The organism is Achromobacter sp. NFACC18-2 (assembly GCF_900108985.1).
Lineage (GTDB): Bacteria > Pseudomonadota > Gammaproteobacteria > Burkholderiales > Burkholderiaceae_B > Achromobacter.
The window spans coordinates 94112-109357 of record NZ_FNYM01000012.1; the positions used below are offsets into that span (position 1 = coordinate 94112).

Here is a 15246-nt window from a genome sequence, read left to right on the forward strand (position 1 = left end):
CCACTTGCTTCTACAATTCCGGCCGACAACCCTTCTTCCAACCCGACTTTGAGCAGGCCTCACATGCTGGATACTTACCGCCAACACGTTGCCGAACGCGCGGCTCTGGGGATCCCCCCGCTGCCCCTTACGGCCAAACAAACCGCCGAACTGATCGAACTGCTGAAGAACCCGCCCGCCGGCGAAGAACAGAACCTGGTCGAACTGCTGACGCATCGCGTGCCGGCCGGCGTGGATGACGCCGCCAAGGTCAAGGCTTCCTACCTGGCCGCCGTGGCCCTGGGCAAGGAAGCTTGTGCGCTGATCAGCCGTGCCAAGGCGACGGAACTGCTGGGCACGATGCTCGGCGGCTACAACATTGGCCCGCTGGTCGAACTGCTGGACGATGCGGAAATCGGCACCATCGCCGCCGATGCGCTCAAGAAGACCCTGCTGATGTTCGACGCCTTCCATGACGTCAAGGAAAAGGCCGACAAGGGCAACGCCAACGCCAAGTCCGTGATGCAAAGCTGGGCCGACGCCGAATGGTTCACCAGCCGTCCGGAACTGCCGGAAAGCCTGACCATCACGGTCTTCAAGGTCCCCGGTGAAACCAACACCGACGACCTGTCGCCCGCGCCCGACGCCACCACCCGTCCCGACATCCCCATGCACGCGCTGGCGATGCTCAAGAACAAGCGCGACGGCGCCGCGTTCGAACCCGAAGAAGACGGCAAGCGCGGTCCGGTCAAGTTCATCGAATCCCTGAAGGAAAAGGGCCACCTGGTCGCCTACGTGGGCGACGTGGTCGGCACCGGCTCCTCGCGCAAGTCGGCCACCAACTCGGTGCTGTGGTTCACCGGCGAAGACATCCCCTTCGTCCCGAACAAGCGCTTTGGCGGCGTGTGCCTGGGCAACAAGATCGCCCCGATCTTCTACAACACGATGGAAGACGCCGGCGCCCTGCCGATCGAACTCGACGTGTCCAAGATGGAAATGGGCGACGTGGTCGAGCTGCGTCCCTATGAAGGCAAGGCGCTCAAGAACGGCGAAGTCATCGCCGAATTCGAAGTCAAGTCCGACGTGCTGTTCGACGAAGTGCGCGCCGGCGGCCGCATTCCGCTGATCATCGGCCGCGGCCTGACCGCCAAGGCGCGCGAGGCCCTCGGCCTGGCGCCGTCCACGCTGTTCCGCCTGCCCAAGGATCCGGTCGACTCCGGCCGCGGCTTCACGCTGGCCCAGAAGATGGTCGGCCGCGCCTGCGGCCTGCCGGAAGGCCGCGGCATCCGCCCGGGCACCTACTGCGAACCGAAGATGACCTCGGTCGGCAGCCAGGACACCACCGGCCCCATGACCCGCGACGAACTCAAGGACCTGGCCTGCCTGGGCTTCTCGGCCGACCTGGTGATGCAGTCGTTCTGCCACACGGCCGCCTACCCCAAGCCCGTGGACGTCAAGACGCACCACACGCTGCCTGAATTCATCAGCACCCGTGGCGGCGTGTCGCTGCGCCCCGGCGACGGCGTGATCCACTCGTGGCTGAACCGCATGCTGCTGCCCGACACCGTCGGCACCGGCGGCGACTCGCACACCCGCTTCCCCATCGGCATCTCCTTCCCCGCCGGCTCGGGCCTGGTGGCCTTCGCCGCCGCCACCGGCGTCATGCCGCTGGACATGCCGGAATCGGTGCTGGTCCGCTTCAAGGGCAAGCTGCAACCCGGCGTCACCCTGCGCGACCTGGTCAACGCCATTCCGCTGTACGCCATCAAGCAAGGCCTGCTGACCGTTGCCAAGCAGGGCAAGAAGAACATCTTCTCCGGCCGCATCCTCGAAATCGAAGGCCTGCCCGACCTGAAGGTCGAACAAGCCTTTGAACTGTCGGACGCTTCCGCCGAACGTTCGGCCGCCGGCTGCTCGGTGCGCCTGAACAAGGAACCGATCATCGAGTACATCAACAGCAACATCGTGATGCTCAAGTGGATGATCGCCAACGGCTACGAAGACGAGCGCACGCTGGGCCGCCGCATCAAGGCCATGGAAGCCTGGCTGGCCGATCCCAAGCTGCTGGAACCGGACGCCGACGCCGAATACGCCGCCGTCATCGAGATCGACCTGGCCGACGTGCACGAGCCCATCGTGGCCTGCCCGAACGACCCGGACGACGTCAAGACGCTGTCGGAAGTCGCCGGCGCCAAGATCGACGAAGTGTTCATCGGCAGCTGCATGACCAACATCGGCCACTTCCGCGCCGCCTCCAAGCTGCTCGAAGGCAAGCGCGACATCCCGGTCAAGCTGTGGGTCGCTCCCCCGACCAAGATGGACGCCACGCAACTGACCGAGGAAGGCCACTACGGCGTCTTCGGCACCGCCGGCGCCCGCACGGAAATGCCGGGCTGCTCGCTGTGCATGGGCAACCAGGCGCAGGTGCGTGAAGGCGCCACCGTCATGTCGACCAGCACCCGCAACTTCCCGAACCGTCTGGGCAAGAACACCAACGTGTACCTGGGTTCGGCGGAATTGGCCGCCATCTGCTCCAAGCTTGGCCGCATCCCGACCAAGGACGAGTACATGGCCGACATGGGCGTCATCAACAAGAGCGGCGACCAGATCTACCAGTACCTGAACTTCGACAAGATCGCCGACTACAAGGATGTTGCCGACGTGATCGAAGTCTGATCGCTGCGCGCATCGCAGGCCTGACGGCCTGACGACGGCCCCGGTGCAATCGCCCGGGGCCGTTTTTTTTGCCTCTGTCCGGGCATTTAAGTACGGCGCGCGGCCTGTATAACGAAACGTTTCAATACAATCCCAGCACGCGGCCGCGACTCGGCCGCCACGGCCGGGGAAGCCCTGGCGCATTTTTCCTGGAGGAAGCCTGCCAATGATCCGGCTATTGCCGCCGACGCTGTTGCTGACGCTAGCCGGCTGCGCCACCGCGCCGCCTTCGAATCCCGACAATATCTGCGCCATCTTCCGCGAAAAGCCGGAATGGCACGACGCGGCGCTGAACGTGCAGAAGAAATGGGGCGCGCCGGTGCCGGTGCCCATCGCCATGATGTATCAGGAGTCCTCCTTCAAGCATGACGCGCTGCCGCCGCGCTATTACTTCCTGGGCATCATCCCGTGGGGCCGCGTGAGCTCGGCGTATGGGTATGCGCAGGCCAAGGATGAAACCTGGGCCGACTACAAGCGCGAAGCGGGCGGCTGGACGTCCAGCCGCGACAACTTTGCCGACGCGCTGGACTTCATGGGCTGGTACATGACCAAGACCCAGCGCATCAACGGCATCTCGAAATGGGACGCCTACGGGCAGTACCTGAACTACCACGAAGGCTGGACCGGCTACCGCAACCGCAGCTACGACCGCAAGGCGTGGTTGAAGACCGTGTCGCAAAAGGTGCAGGCGCGCGCCGAGAAGTTCACGGCGCAGTACAAGAGCTGCGAAGCCAGCCTGTCGCGCGGCGGATGGTTGTGGTGAGGCGCGCCTCTCCCCGCTGACGACGCAAAAAAATCCCGGCGCGGGGCCGGGATCGGTGGAGCGATGATGCGTGCGGGCCAGGCCCGCATCGATCAGAAGTCCATGCTGGCCGACAGCGAGAACGTGCGCGGGCCGCCCAGGACGAGGTAGCCGTTGCCCGGATAACCGCCCACCGACGACCAGTAGTTGCGGTTGGCGATGTTGTCCACGCGGGCACGCAGGGTCACGACGTGGCCGTCCACGTCCATCATGTAGCGCAGGCCGGCGTCAAAGCGCGTCCAGCCGGGCACCTTGAGCGTGTTGGCGTCATTCGCATAGGACGACCCCGTGTAGACCACGCGGCCGTCGATCGCCAGGCCTTCCACGCCCGGGATATCCCATTCCACGCCCATGTTCGCCTGGAAGCGCGGCACGCCGATCACGCGGTTGCCGTCCAGCGAGGCCGTGCCGGTCGAAACCTGCTTGGCGTCCAGCCACGTCAGGCCGCCCAGCAGGCGCACGCTGCGCACGGGCTCGCCGAACACGGTCAGTTCCACGCCCTGGTGGCGGTCCTTGCCCGAATTGGTCAGCTCGTTGTTGGCGTTGTAGGCCGCGCGCGGCTTGTCCGTCGAGAAGTACGCCAGGCCGGCGCCCAGGCCTTCCCGTTCAAACTTCACGCCGACTTCCTTCTGCTTGGACACGAAGGGCGGCAGGCTCTGGCCCACGTTGGGCACCGGCTTGCCGCCTGCCGTCGCGGGCGCGGTCGGACCGGCGACCAGGGCTTCGATGTAGTTGGCGTACAGCGAAACGCTGGGCGCGACCTTGACCACCAGGCCAAACGCCGGCGAGTTGTGGCTGGCGTCGTAGGCGCCGCTTTCATTGCCGGTGTTGTACGCGTAGTCGCGCTGCGACATGCGTTGATGGCGGATACCGGCCGTGAACAGCACCTTATCGTCCAGGAAGGACATCGTGTCGCCGATGGCGTAGCTGCTCAGGCGCGTGCGGCCCTGCAGCGCGGGGTTGTCCAGATCGTTGCCGCGCAGCGCGGAAGCGCTGAAGGCAGGCTTGTCGTAGGAAATCGGATCGTAGATGTTCGTGGGGAACGTGTTGCGAAAGTCCATCACGTACGCGTTCTTCTTCTTCAGGTCGAAGAAGGAGGCGGACACGACGATCTCGTGGCCCACGGGGCCGGTCTGCGCCTTGGCGCGCAGGCCCAGTTCACCGGTGTTGACGCTGTCCTCGCGCGTGTTGTCGAAGCGGTAGAAGGTCCCGTCGCCGGTGCTGCCATTGGTGAGCGTGATGTTGCCCAACGAGTTGGCTTCGTCGCTGCGGCGCATGCCGAAGGCGCCATATACCGTCAGCTTGTCGCTGAAATCGTGTTCGGCGCGCACGGTGCCGAAGACGTCGCGCTCATTGGAATAGGACCAGGGCTGCGCGTAATTGGAGCTGGCGTCCGGGGCGTCGGGCACCGTCGTGACGCCCGCGCCCAGGGTCACGTTCGGACGCGGCCGCTTGAGCTTGTTTTCCTGCCACCCGATGTCAGCGGACAGGCGCGTATCCGCCGACCGCCAATCCAGTCCCAGCGACACCACGCTGGTGCGGGAATGCTCATCGTCGATGCCCGTGTCGCCGCTGCGCTGCGCTGCGTTCAGGCGAATGCCGGTGCTGTCGTCCGGGCCGAAGCGGCGGGCGATGTCGGTCGACAACAGGAACTGGCCGCCGCTCGACACGCCCGTGGTCACGCGGGTCAGCGGTTCGTTGGGCGCGCGCTTGGGTACCAGGTTGATCACACCGCCAATACCGCCGCCGCCGGGCGTCGCGCCCGTCAGGAACGCCGTCGCGCCGCGCAGCACTTCCACGCGCTCGAACAGCTCGGTAGCGATGTACTGGCGCGGCAGCAGGCTGTACAGGCCGTTGTAGGCCACATCGTCGGAGCTCAGGATGAAGCCGCGAATGAAGTACGACTCCTGGAAATTGCCGAAGCCGCGCGCCACGCGCACGCCCGCGTCGTTCTGCAGCACATCCCCCACGCTCTTGGCCTGACGGTCCTGGATCAGTTCGTTCGTATAGCTGGTGACGCTGAACGGCGTGTTCATGAAATCTTCCGTGCCCAGAATGCCGACACGGCCGCCGCGCGCCACCTGCCCGCCCGCGAAGGGCGCCGACAGGCCACCGGCCGACGCATCCGCGCTGGCCTCGACGCGGATGGCGTCCATCGAGGTCACCGGGCTGGTGGTCGTGGCGGAAGGGGTTTGGGGGGCAGTCTGGGCGTGGACGGCGCCGAAGCACGGCAGCGCGGCTGCCATGCATGCAAGAGTTCGAATTTTCATAACGGGACGCTGGTAGGGCGGAGAGGATCCGCGTTGCGGGGCAGATCCGCAAAATCCCGCGCTGAACCGACGTGGCGTCCGGAAGCACCGGCGCCAGCAAAGCCCGTTCGCCCTGGGGTCTTGAGGTCTAACGCCGCAGATGTTACCAAAAGAGAATCGTTCTCATTGATTCTTTTATGAAGAAACAGCCCTCGCCCGTTGCGGCATGACAACACAATGTCCCGGCGGGCGGATGCGGCGCCCGCCGCCCGAACCGCTAGGCCGCCGCGTCCTCGCGCTCCAGTTCGGCCTGGATCTCGGCTTGCGCTTGCGCCTCTTCGGCCTGGTAAGCCGCCAACGCCTGCTCCAGCGACGCCAGTCCCAGCTGCGCCGGCATGCCCTGGCCCGCGGCGGGAAGGTCGACCGCCGGGCCCGCGATCAGCACGAAGTGCGAAGGCGCGCATCCCGCCATCAGCAGCAGCACCCCTTCTTCGCCGTCCGGCTGCGCGGTGGCGGCCACTGCCCAGCCCGTACGGACCACCGCGAAATCCGGATCGCCGCCCGCCACCTTGGGCAAGGGACTCGCGCCCCGGCGGCAATGCCTGGCGCGCACGCCCAGATCGCCATGGATTGCAGTGATCCAGGCGTTCCAGCCTGGCCGCAACGGCACCAGCGTGGTCGCCCCGGGGCGCAATTGGCCGTCCAGGATCAGCAGCGGCGCGGGCGTTCGCAGCGGCGACTCGCTTTCCCCGTGCTGGCCCGACACCACGCGTATGCGCCCCGAAGGGCTCTGGATCACGGGAATCTCCGCGGTGCGCAGCAGCGAGGTCGACGGGGCCTGCGATTTCAGATCGCCCGGCAGGTCCATGAAAATCTGCAGACCGTGCAGCCTGGCTTCTCCCACGGGACGCTGCGCATGCACGAGGCCGCGCCCCGTCTGCGCCCAGTACAGGTCGCCCGCGCGGATGTCGCGGCTGTCCGCGGCGCCCTCCAGGTTCTGCAGGACGCCCGTGCTGTCATCGAGCAGCAGCGTTGCCGCGCTGATGCCCGCATGCGAGTGCGGGCCAAATGCCGGCCCCGTCATGACGAAATGATCCACCAGCACGACCGGCGACACGCTCGTCGAAAAATCGGTATGGCGAAACTGCCGGATCTCGCACGAGTCGCCCTGGGACTTGATGGCGCCGGGGACAACGGCGCTGAGCTTAAGAGTCAAAAAAAACGCTACCTGAGTAATGGCTGAATGCGGCCACAGCTTATGCGCTCCCACAATCGGACAGTAGAGGCTGATTTCAGGAATAATTGTCCTGTCCAACAGGACAATTGCCACAATCCAGCCCCGTTTTCCCTATTAAAACGCTGTATGCCTACCTACATTCACCGCGTCGATGACCTGCTTTTATTCAATGAAGTCGTCGAAAAAGGCGGCTTTTCCGCGGCCGCACGTGTGTTGAATATGCAACGTTCCAAGCTCAGCCGCCGGGTTGCGGACCTGGAAACCCGGCTGGGACTGCGGCTGCTCCAGCGCAACACGCGCCGCGTCTCGCTGACGCCGATGGGCGAGCAGGTCTACGCCCATGCGCAGGCCCTGGCCCGGGAAGCGCGCACCGTATATGACCTGGCTGCGACCGTGGGCGACGCGCCCGCCGGCTTTCTGCGCATCACCGCCCCCTCGCCCCTCGCGGTGACCGTGCTCGGCGGCCTCGTGGCGCGGTTTTGTCTCGCCCACCCCAACGTGCGCGTGCTGCTGGACACGCGGGACCAGATCATCGACCTGATCGCCGAAGGCTATGACCTTGCATTCCGCGCCCAGGCGTCGTCCCTGACCGACTCGCGGCTGAACGCGCACGAAGTCGCGCCAGCGCCCTTGGTGCTGGTCTGCAATCCGACCATGGCAAGCGCCGCGCCCCGGCATCCCCGCGACCTGGCGGCAATGCCGCTCCTGGCGCTCGCCACGCAGGACGGCCCGCGGACGTGGCGCTTTACGGGCCCGTCGGGCGAGACCGAGTCCGTGGAATTCCAGCCGCGGTGCCTGAGCAGCAACATGGACGCCCTGCGGGCGATGGCCTGCGCGGGCCTGGGCGTGGCGCTGGTGCCCCGCTACCTGTGCGCCGCCCAATTGAACTCGGGCGAACTCGTGCAGGTCCTGCCCGCCTGGGTCGCGCCGCCCGCACGCATCCACGCCGTCATGCCGGCGCGCGGCGGCGAGCCGCTGGCGCTGCGGCGCTTCCTGGAATATGCGGCGGCGGAACTTCCCGCGCGCCTGGCCTGAGCCCGCGATTGCGGACACGGGGTATTGCAGGCTTTGCGCGCGTCCGCCAAAGTAGGGGCTTCGCCATATCCGGGCCTGGCCGGCGCGAAACCAAGGGCCGGAACTTTGACGCGCCAGACAAGTCTTATATAAGATATAAGACACAAACCAAGATATAGCCCCTCGGCAAACTTGTCCCTGAGACAATGACAAACGCGCCGAAACGCTTGAAAATGCCGCCTTCAGCTGGGCAAAACCACGGAGTCCATCATGCCGCACAACACCCTAGACACACTCAAGAATTTCAAGATCGGCAACAAGTCCTGTCAGTACTACTCGCTGCCGGCGCTGGGCAAATCGCTCGGCATCGACGTGCAGCGGCTGCCGGTCTCCATCCGCATCGTGCTGGAGTCCGTGCTGCGCAACTGCGACGGCAAGAAGGTCACTGAAGAACACGTCCGGCAGCTCGCCAACTGGCAGGCCAACGCCAAGCGCGAAGATGAAATTCCCTTTGTGGTCGCCCGGGTCGTGCTGCAGGATTTCACCGGTGTGCCGCTGCTGGCCGACATCGCCGCCATGCGTTCGGTGGCCGACAAGATGGGCAAGAGCCCCAAGAGCATCGAGCCCCTCGTGCCGGTGGACCTGGTGGTGGACCACTCGGTCATGATCGACTACTTCGGCACCAAGAACGCGCTGGACCTGAACATGAAGCTGGAGTTCAAGCGCAACCAAGAGCGCTACCAGTTCATGAAGTGGGGCATGCAGGCGTTCGACACCTTCGGCGTCGTGCCCCCGGGCTTCGGCATCGTTCACCAGGTGAACCTGGAATACCTGGCGCGCGGCGTGCACCAGGACAAGCAGAACAACGTCTACTACCCCGACTCGCTGGTGGGCACCGACAGCCACACCACCATGATCAACGGCATCGGCGTGGTCGGCTGGGGCGTGGGCGGCATCGAAGCCGAAGCCGGCATGCTGGGCCAGCCCGTCTACTTCTTGACGCCCGACGTGGTGGGTGTCGAGCTCAAGGGCCAGTTGCGCGGCGGCGTCACCGCCACCGACCTGGTGCTGACCATCACCGAAATGCTGCGGCGTGAAAAAGTCGTGGGCAAGTTCGTCGAATTCTGCGGCGAAGGCACCGCCAGCCTGACCGTGGCCGAACGCGCCACCATCGGCAACATGGCGCCGGAATACGGCGCGACCATGGGTTTTTTCCCGGTCGACGAACGCACCATCGACTACTTCCGCGGCACCGGCCGCACCGAAGAGGAAATCGCCGCCTTCGAAGCCTACTTCAAGGCACAGAAGATGTTCGGCATTCCCTCGGCGCAGGACATCAATTTCACCAAGCTGCTGACGCTGGACCTGTCTACCGTCGCGCCCTCGCTGGCCGGCCCGAAGCGCCCGCAGGACCGCATCGAAATCGGCAACGTCAAGAACACCTTCATCGACCTGTTCTCCAAGCCGGTTGCGGAAAACGGCTTCAACCAGCCCGCCGAAAAGCTGGACCAGACCTTCACCACCAGCGCTGGCACCAAGATCAAGAACGGCGACATCCTGATCGCCGCCATCACGTCCTGCACCAACACGTCCAACCCCAGCGTCCTGCTGGCGGCCGGCCTTTTGGCCAAGAAGGCCGTAGAAGCCGGCCTGACCGTGCCCAAGCACATCAAGACCTCGCTGGCGCCTGGCTCCCGCGTGGTCACCGAGTACCTGACCAAGACCGGCCTGCTGCCGTACCTGGAAAAGCTGGGCTTCGACGTGGCGGCCTATGGCTGCACGACCTGCATCGGCAACGCGGGCGACCTCACCCCGGACCTGAACGAAGCCATCATCAGCAACGACCTGATCTGCTCGGCCGTGCTGTCGGGCAACCGCAACTTCGAGGCCCGCATCCATCCGAACATCAAGGCCAACTTCCTGGCCTCGCCGCCGCTGGTCGTAGCCTATGCGCTGGCCGGCACCGTCACGCGTGACCTGATGACCGAACCGGTCGGCCGCGGCAAGAACGGCGACGTGTGGCTGGGCAACATCTGGCCGACCACCGAGGAAATCAACGCCCTGCTGAAGTACGCCCTGGATCCCGAAGCCTTCGAGGCCAACTACGGCCAGGTCAAGAGCAATCCCGGCAAGCTCTGGGAAAACATCAAGGGCGTCACGGGCGATACCTACAACTGGCCCGATTCCACGTACATCGCCGAACCGCCCTTCTTCGAAGGCTTCGGCATGACCCCGGGCGCGATGCCCACGGTCAAGGGCGCGCGCGCGCTGGGCGTCTTCGGCGACTCGGTCACCACCGACCACATTTCGCCCGCCGGCTCCATCAAGGAAACCTCGCCCGCGGGCAAGTGGCTGAAGGAGCACGGCGTCATGAAGGCCGACTTCAACAGCTACGGTTCGCGTCGCGGCAACCATGAAATCATGATGCGCGGCACCTTCGCCAACGTGCGCATCAAGAACCTCATGATCCCGTCGCTGCCCGACGGCAGCCGCTTCGAAGGCGGCGAGACCTTGTTCCAGCCCACCGGCGAACAGATGTCGATCTACGACGCGGCCATGAAGTACGTGGCTGCCGGCACCCCCACGGTGGTGTTCGGCGGCGAAGAGTACGGCACCGGCTCCTCGCGCGACTGGGCCGCCAAGGGCACCCAGTTGCTGGGCGTCAAGGCCGTCATCGCCCGCAGCTTCGAGCGCATCCACCGCAGCAACCTGGTGGGCATGGGCGTGCTGCCCCTGCAGTTCAAGGGCGGCGACAGCGTCCAGTCGCTGGGCATCACCGGCGAAGAAACGTACGACATCTCCGGCCTGGAAAACGGCATCAAGCCGATGCAGGACGTGACGCTGACGATCACGCGCAAGGACGGCTCCAAGCAGGACGTGACCGTGCTGCTGCGCATCGACACGCCGATCGAGGTCGATTACTACCAGCACGGCGGCATCCTGCCCTTCGTGCTGCGCCAGTTGCTCGCGGCCTGATCCTCGACGGCTGCAGCGCAGTACAAGCGCCCCGGGACCTTGCGGTTCCGGGGCGTTTTTCATTTATGGCACTGCCCGGTGTCTGACACCCAGGAGAGATGACCGTCAGCCTGCCCAGCGTCTCATGGGTGTCAGACACCCCTACGAAAGACGACCGTCAGCTTGCCCAGCATCTCCACGGGTGTCAGACACCCATTCAAAGATCAATCGAACTGATAAGCGTCCATCGCCAGCGCGCCGTACGACACTTCATCGTTCAGTCGCGTTGCCGCCGGCCCGCCCGCCCCCAGCGCCACGTACAACGGCATCAGGTGGTCGTCGTGCGGATGCGCCTGCAGGGCACCCGGCGCCTGCGCCTGCCAGTCCAGCAGCGCGGGCACGTCATGCCCGGCCAGCTTCTCGGCATACCACGCCTGAAAGCCCGGCACGTAGTCCACCGCCGGCGCGTTCTGCGGCATGCGGATGTGGCGCAGATTGTGCGTCAGCGACCCCGATCCGATGATCAGGATGTCTTCGTCGCGCAGGGGCGCGAGCGCGCGGCCCAGTTCCAACTGCCCGGCCGCATCGCGGCCCATGTCCAGCGAAAGCTGCACGACGGGCACGTCCACGTCCGGATACAGGTATCGCAGGGGCACCCAAGCGCCGTGGTCGAGCGGACGCCGCGGATCCCGGTCCGCCGCGATGCCGGATTGCGACAGCAGGGCCTGCACGCGCGCGGCCAGTTCCGGCGAGCCCGGCGCGGCGTACTGCAGCGTGTAGAGTTCGGGCGGAAAGCCGCCAAAATCGTGCCAGGCGACTTGCTGGTCGCGGGTGGACAGCGCCAGGCCCTCGCCCATCCAGTGCGGCGAGACCACCAGGATGGCGCGGGGCTTGCGGCCCTGCGCGGCGCTCCAGTCCGCGAGCGCCGGACCGGTCTTGCCGGGTTCGACGGCCAGCATCGGAGAACCATGGGAAACAAAAAGCGTAGGCCAACGCATGGCGGTGCCTCCAGGAATGTATCGATGCCCTCATTTTCGGCCGATTCAATCCAGCAATAAACCCCCGGCACGGAGATAATCTGTTGCCAATACAGCATCAATACAGCACCAATCAGGCGCCAAGTGCCCGCCGCGCGGTTGGGGCGACCCAGCCGGCAAGCGCGCCGCCATCCGCCATGGGATGGGCGGCCGCCCCGCCGCAGGTGCCGGGCGTTAAACTACGTCGTTACACACTGAATGGACGTTCCCCGAAAGTTATGGCCCGATCCCGCAGCCAATCCGCTCCCCGCATGACCCGTGAGGCCACTCGTCTGGTCGCGCTTGCCCAGGCGTTGAACCGCTCGGGCAGCCGTGTCGAAGACGTGTTCTGGGAGACCCAGCTTGGCGAAGCGATTCCGAAGCTGCTCAAGGCAAGCCAGGACGCCCCGCTCGAAGCGGCGCTGGACCACCTTGCCCAAAGCGACGTGGGCGCCTACGAGGTCTTGATCGAACAGGCCGAAACCCTGTCCGAATCGATGAAGATCGAGAAAAACGGCGTCCGTTACGACGTGCTGCTGATCGTCGCGCCCATCGTCGCCTGGACCCGCTACGCCATTCCCACCGGCCCCATTTCCGCCAGCGCCCAGCAAGCCCTGCTGGCGCAACTGCATGGACACGTCCTTTCCAGCACGGCCCGCACCGCGCTGATGCCCGTGCTGGTCAGCGTGGACCAGATGCCGCGCACCTTCTCCGAAACCTGGCAATGGCTCCAGCGCCTGGGGTCGCAGGCACTGGGGGCAGAAACCACCAAGCCGGCGCTCAACACGGACACCGAGACCGCCAACATGCTGGCCGACACGCGCTACATCGTCGGCGCCGTGGCCGTGGCCGAAGGCGCACCGATCTTCCGCTGGCAGGAACACGTGGGCGACGCCGAGGCAAGCCGCGACGCCTGCCTCGCGCAATGGGCCGCCCAGGCGCAGCCCACCCTGGCCGCCCTGCTTCCCGGCTGCGGCTTCGAAACCCTGCTGCCCGACGCCTACTACGTCAGCAACCGCGAAGCCGATCGCCAGGTGCGTCCGCTGTCGCTGCGCGCGGCGGTCAGCTGGCTGGAGGGCGCCGTCAACCTGGAAGCCTCGCAATTGCGGGCGGTCGTGGCCGGCTGCGGCGAAGGCCGTATCGACGAATACCGCATCGGCTTCACGGCGCGCAACAGCAACGACGTGTACTACGGCTGCGTCTGGCCCCTGTACGGTCGCGAGGAAGACGTGGTCATGGACGAAGGTCAGCCGGACGTGGTCGACGAAATCGCGGCCCTGCTCAAGGAATACGGCGTCACCGACGTGCGCCGCATCCCCGGGGTGCTGCCGCCCGAGTACTGCGAAGACTGCGGCGCGCCCTACTTCCCGAATCCCCTGGGCGAACTGGTGCATGCCGAATTGCCCGAGGACGCCGAAGCGGCCCCCGCGCAGTTCCACTGAGCGGCCATGCAAGCGGACATCTTCTGCCGAGTCGTCGACAACTACGGCGACGTCGGCGTGTGCTGGCGCCTGGCGCGCCAGCTTGCGCGCGACTGCGGCTGGGACGTGCGCCTGTGGGTCGATGACCTGGAAAGCTTCGCGCACATCCAGCCCGGGCTGGTCCCCACGGCGCCCCGCCAGCGGCTGGCCGGCGTGGACGTCCTGCACTGGACCGACGCGCCCGATCCGGCGCTCTGCGCGCGCGACGTGGTGATCGAAGCCTTCGCCTGCGATCCGCCCGCGACCTTCATCGAGTCGATGCGCCGCACCCACCCGGTTTGGATCAACCTGGAATACCTGAGCGCCGAATCCTGGGTCGAAAGCTGCCACGGGCTCCCGTCGCAGCGGCCGGACGGCCTGGTAAAGCATTTCTTCTTTCCTGGCTTCACGGCCGCCACCGGCGGCCTGCTGCGCGAGCCCGGGCTGTCGGCCGAACGCGATGCGTTGCAGGCGTCGGCCCCGCTTCAGGACAGCTTCCTGCGCGCGGTGGGCGTGCCGGAAGACGCGCTCGCCCTGCGGCAGGCGGGCGCCCGCACCGTGTCCCTATTTTGCTACCCGTCCGCCCCGGCCGCCGAACTGGCCCAGGCCCTGGCGGCCGACCCGCGTCCGACCGTCCTGCTGGTCCCGCAGGGCGTGGCCCCGGCCCTGGAGTCGGCTTGCGGAGCGCCCGGCGCGCCCCGCGTGGTCCGCCTGCCCTTCATCGCCCAGCCGGACTACGACCGGCTGCTGTGGTGCGCCGACCTCAATTTCGTGCGCGGCGAAGACTCCTTCGTCCGCGCGGCCTGGGCCGCGCGTCCGCTGGTCTGGCAGATCTATCCCCAGGAAGAAAACGTCCACCTGGAGAAGCTGGACGCCTGGCTCGCCCGCTACCCGGCCCCGGAACCGGCGCATGCGCTGATCCGGGCCTGGAACCAGCCCGAACCCGGCCGCACCGCCGCAGCCTGCGCCGACGCGCTGGCGCCGGCGGCGTGGCAGGCCTGGCTCGACGCCGCCCGCCAGTGGGACGCCTGCCAATCGGCGCTGCCCGGCCTGGCCGAAAATCTGGCCGTTTTTTGCACAGAGTTGGCCAAGAAACGCTAGAATAGAGAGTTTTCTGAGTTGCCCTGAATCTGTCGGGCCTCAACTATGACGCCTCCCGGGGTGTGCACAAGTCCATTGCGGCTTTTGCTAACACGGCGAGCGCACCCATCACCCCCGGAGTTTTATCGATGAAAACCGCTCAGGAATTGCGAGTCGGCAACGTGGTCATGGTCGGCAAGGATCCCCTCGTGGTCCAGAAGGCCGAATACAACAAGTCGGGCCGCAACGCGGCCGTCGTCAAGCTGAAGTTCAAGAACCTGCTGACCGCCTCGGCCAGCGAATCGGTCTACAAGGCTGACGAAAAGTTCGAAGTCGTCCAACTGGATCGCAAGGAATGCACGTATTCCTACTTCGGCGACCCGATGTACGTCTTCATGGACGAAGAGTACAACCAGTACGAAATCGAAGCCGAAAGCATGGGCGACGCCCTGAACTACCTGGAAGAAGCGATGCCCGTGGAAGTGGTCTTCTACGACGGCCGCGCCATCTCGGTTGAACTGCCCACCACCATCGTTCGCGAAATCACCTACACCGAACCCGCCGTCCGTGGCGACACTTCGGGCAAGGTGACCAAGCCGGCCAAGATCAACACCGGCTACGAACTGAACGTGCCGCTGTTCTGCGCCATCGGCGACAAGATCGAAATCGACACCCGCACGAACGAATACCGCAGCCGCGTCAACAACTGATCCGGCCCAGCGCAAAAAAGCCAGACCTT

Annotated in this window: 10 protein-coding genes; 7 read left to right on the top strand and 3 right to left on the bottom strand. The window is 65.7% G+C overall.

Annotated elements, in window-relative coordinates; all coding sequences use genetic code 11:
- Positions 1–63: 63 nt before the first annotated feature.
- Both acnB and BMW75_RS18725 read left to right on the top strand, forming a co-directional pair.
- Entirely contained in the window at positions 64–2655 is a 2592-nt protein-coding gene (gene acnB / locus BMW75_RS18720) for a bifunctional aconitate hydratase 2/2-methylisocitrate dehydratase (RefSeq protein WP_092581365.1), read from the top strand.
- A gap of 205 nt (positions 2656–2860) precedes the next feature.
- Positions 2861–3457 carry a transglycosylase SLT domain-containing protein gene (locus BMW75_RS18725; RefSeq protein ID WP_092581366.1) on the top strand — a complete coding sequence of 199 codons (597 nt, stop codon included), beginning with the start codon at positions 2861–2863 and terminating at the stop codon, positions 3455–3457.
- A 92-nt stretch (positions 3458–3549) separates the two neighbouring features.
- Here BMW75_RS18725 and BMW75_RS18730 read toward each other — a convergent pair whose 3' ends face one another.
- Both BMW75_RS18730 and BMW75_RS18735 read right to left on the bottom strand, forming a co-directional pair.
- Positions 3550–5766: a TonB-dependent receptor gene (locus BMW75_RS18730; protein WP_092581367.1), complete on the bottom strand. Its 2217-nt coding sequence runs from the start codon at positions 5764–5766 to the stop codon at positions 3550–3552.
- Between the two features lie 256 nt (positions 5767–6022).
- A complete protein-coding gene (locus BMW75_RS18735; RefSeq protein ID WP_092581368.1) occupies positions 6023–6961 on the bottom strand; it encodes a pirin family protein in 939 nt (312 codons plus the stop codon).
- Between the two features lie 147 nt (positions 6962–7108).
- Here BMW75_RS18735 and BMW75_RS18740 point away from each other — a divergent pair, with 147 nt between their 5' ends.
- Both BMW75_RS18740 and acnA read left to right on the top strand, forming a co-directional pair.
- The gene (locus BMW75_RS18740; protein WP_092581369.1) at positions 7109–8017 is read left to right on the top strand and encodes a LysR substrate-binding domain-containing protein; all 909 of its coding nucleotides are present in this window, start codon (positions 7109–7111) and stop codon (positions 8015–8017) included.
- A 249-nt stretch (positions 8018–8266) separates the two neighbouring features.
- Positions 8267–10972, top strand: a complete 2706-nt coding sequence (gene acnA, locus BMW75_RS18745) for an aconitate hydratase AcnA (RefSeq protein ID WP_092581370.1) — start codon at positions 8267–8269, stop codon at positions 10970–10972.
- 203 nt (positions 10973–11175) lie between these two features.
- On the opposite strand, the gene BMW75_RS18750 is transcribed toward acnA, so the two are convergent.
- On the bottom strand, positions 11176–11949 hold the full coding sequence (locus BMW75_RS18750; protein WP_092581371.1) for a DODA-type extradiol aromatic ring-opening family dioxygenase: 774 nt from the start codon (positions 11947–11949) through the stop codon (positions 11176–11178).
- A gap of 257 nt (positions 11950–12206) precedes the next feature.
- Between BMW75_RS18750 and BMW75_RS18755 the strand changes: the two genes are divergently transcribed.
- From BMW75_RS18755 to efp, 3 genes are all read left to right on the top strand, one after another.
- The gene (locus BMW75_RS18755; RefSeq protein ID WP_092581372.1) at positions 12207–13409 is read left to right on the top strand and encodes a DUF2863 family protein; all 1203 of its coding nucleotides are present in this window, start codon (positions 12207–12209) and stop codon (positions 13407–13409) included.
- 6 nt (positions 13410–13415) lie between these two features.
- Complete coding sequence (gene earP, locus BMW75_RS18760; protein WP_092581373.1) at positions 13416–14528, top strand: elongation factor P maturation arginine rhamnosyltransferase EarP; 1113 nt, start codon at positions 13416–13418, stop codon at positions 14526–14528.
- 128 nt (positions 14529–14656) lie between these two features.
- Entirely contained in the window at positions 14657–15217 is a 561-nt protein-coding gene (gene efp / locus BMW75_RS18765) for an elongation factor P (protein WP_006220534.1), read from the top strand.
- Positions 15218–15246: the final 29 nt, after the last annotated feature.

Bases quoted from the DNA above. Each gene is read 5' to 3' on its own strand.
- acnA (WP_092581370.1), top strand. From the start codon at position 8,267: ATGCCGCACAACACCCTAGACACACTCAAGAATTTCAAGATCGGCAAC.
- BMW75_RS18750 (WP_092581371.1), bottom strand. From the start codon at position 11,949: ATGCGTTGGCCTACGCTTTTTGTTTCCCATGGTTCTCCGATGCTGGCC.
- efp (WP_006220534.1), top strand. From the start codon at position 14,657: ATGAAAACCGCTCAGGAATTGCGAGTCGGCAACGTGGTCATGGTCGGC.
- BMW75_RS18740 (WP_092581369.1), top strand. From the start codon at position 7,109: ATGCCTACCTACATTCACCGCGTCGATGACCTGCTTTTATTCAATGAA.
- earP (WP_092581373.1), top strand. From the start codon at position 13,416: ATGCAAGCGGACATCTTCTGCCGAGTCGTCGACAACTACGGCGACGTC.
- BMW75_RS18755 (WP_092581372.1), top strand. From the start codon at position 12,207: ATGGCCCGATCCCGCAGCCAATCCGCTCCCCGCATGACCCGTGAGGCC.
- BMW75_RS18730 (WP_092581367.1), bottom strand. From the start codon at position 5,766: ATGAAAATTCGAACTCTTGCATGCATGGCAGCCGCGCTGCCGTGCTTC.
- acnB (WP_092581365.1), top strand. From the start codon at position 64: ATGCTGGATACTTACCGCCAACACGTTGCCGAACGCGCGGCTCTGGGG.
- BMW75_RS18725 (WP_092581366.1), top strand. From the start codon at position 2,861: ATGATCCGGCTATTGCCGCCGACGCTGTTGCTGACGCTAGCCGGCTGC.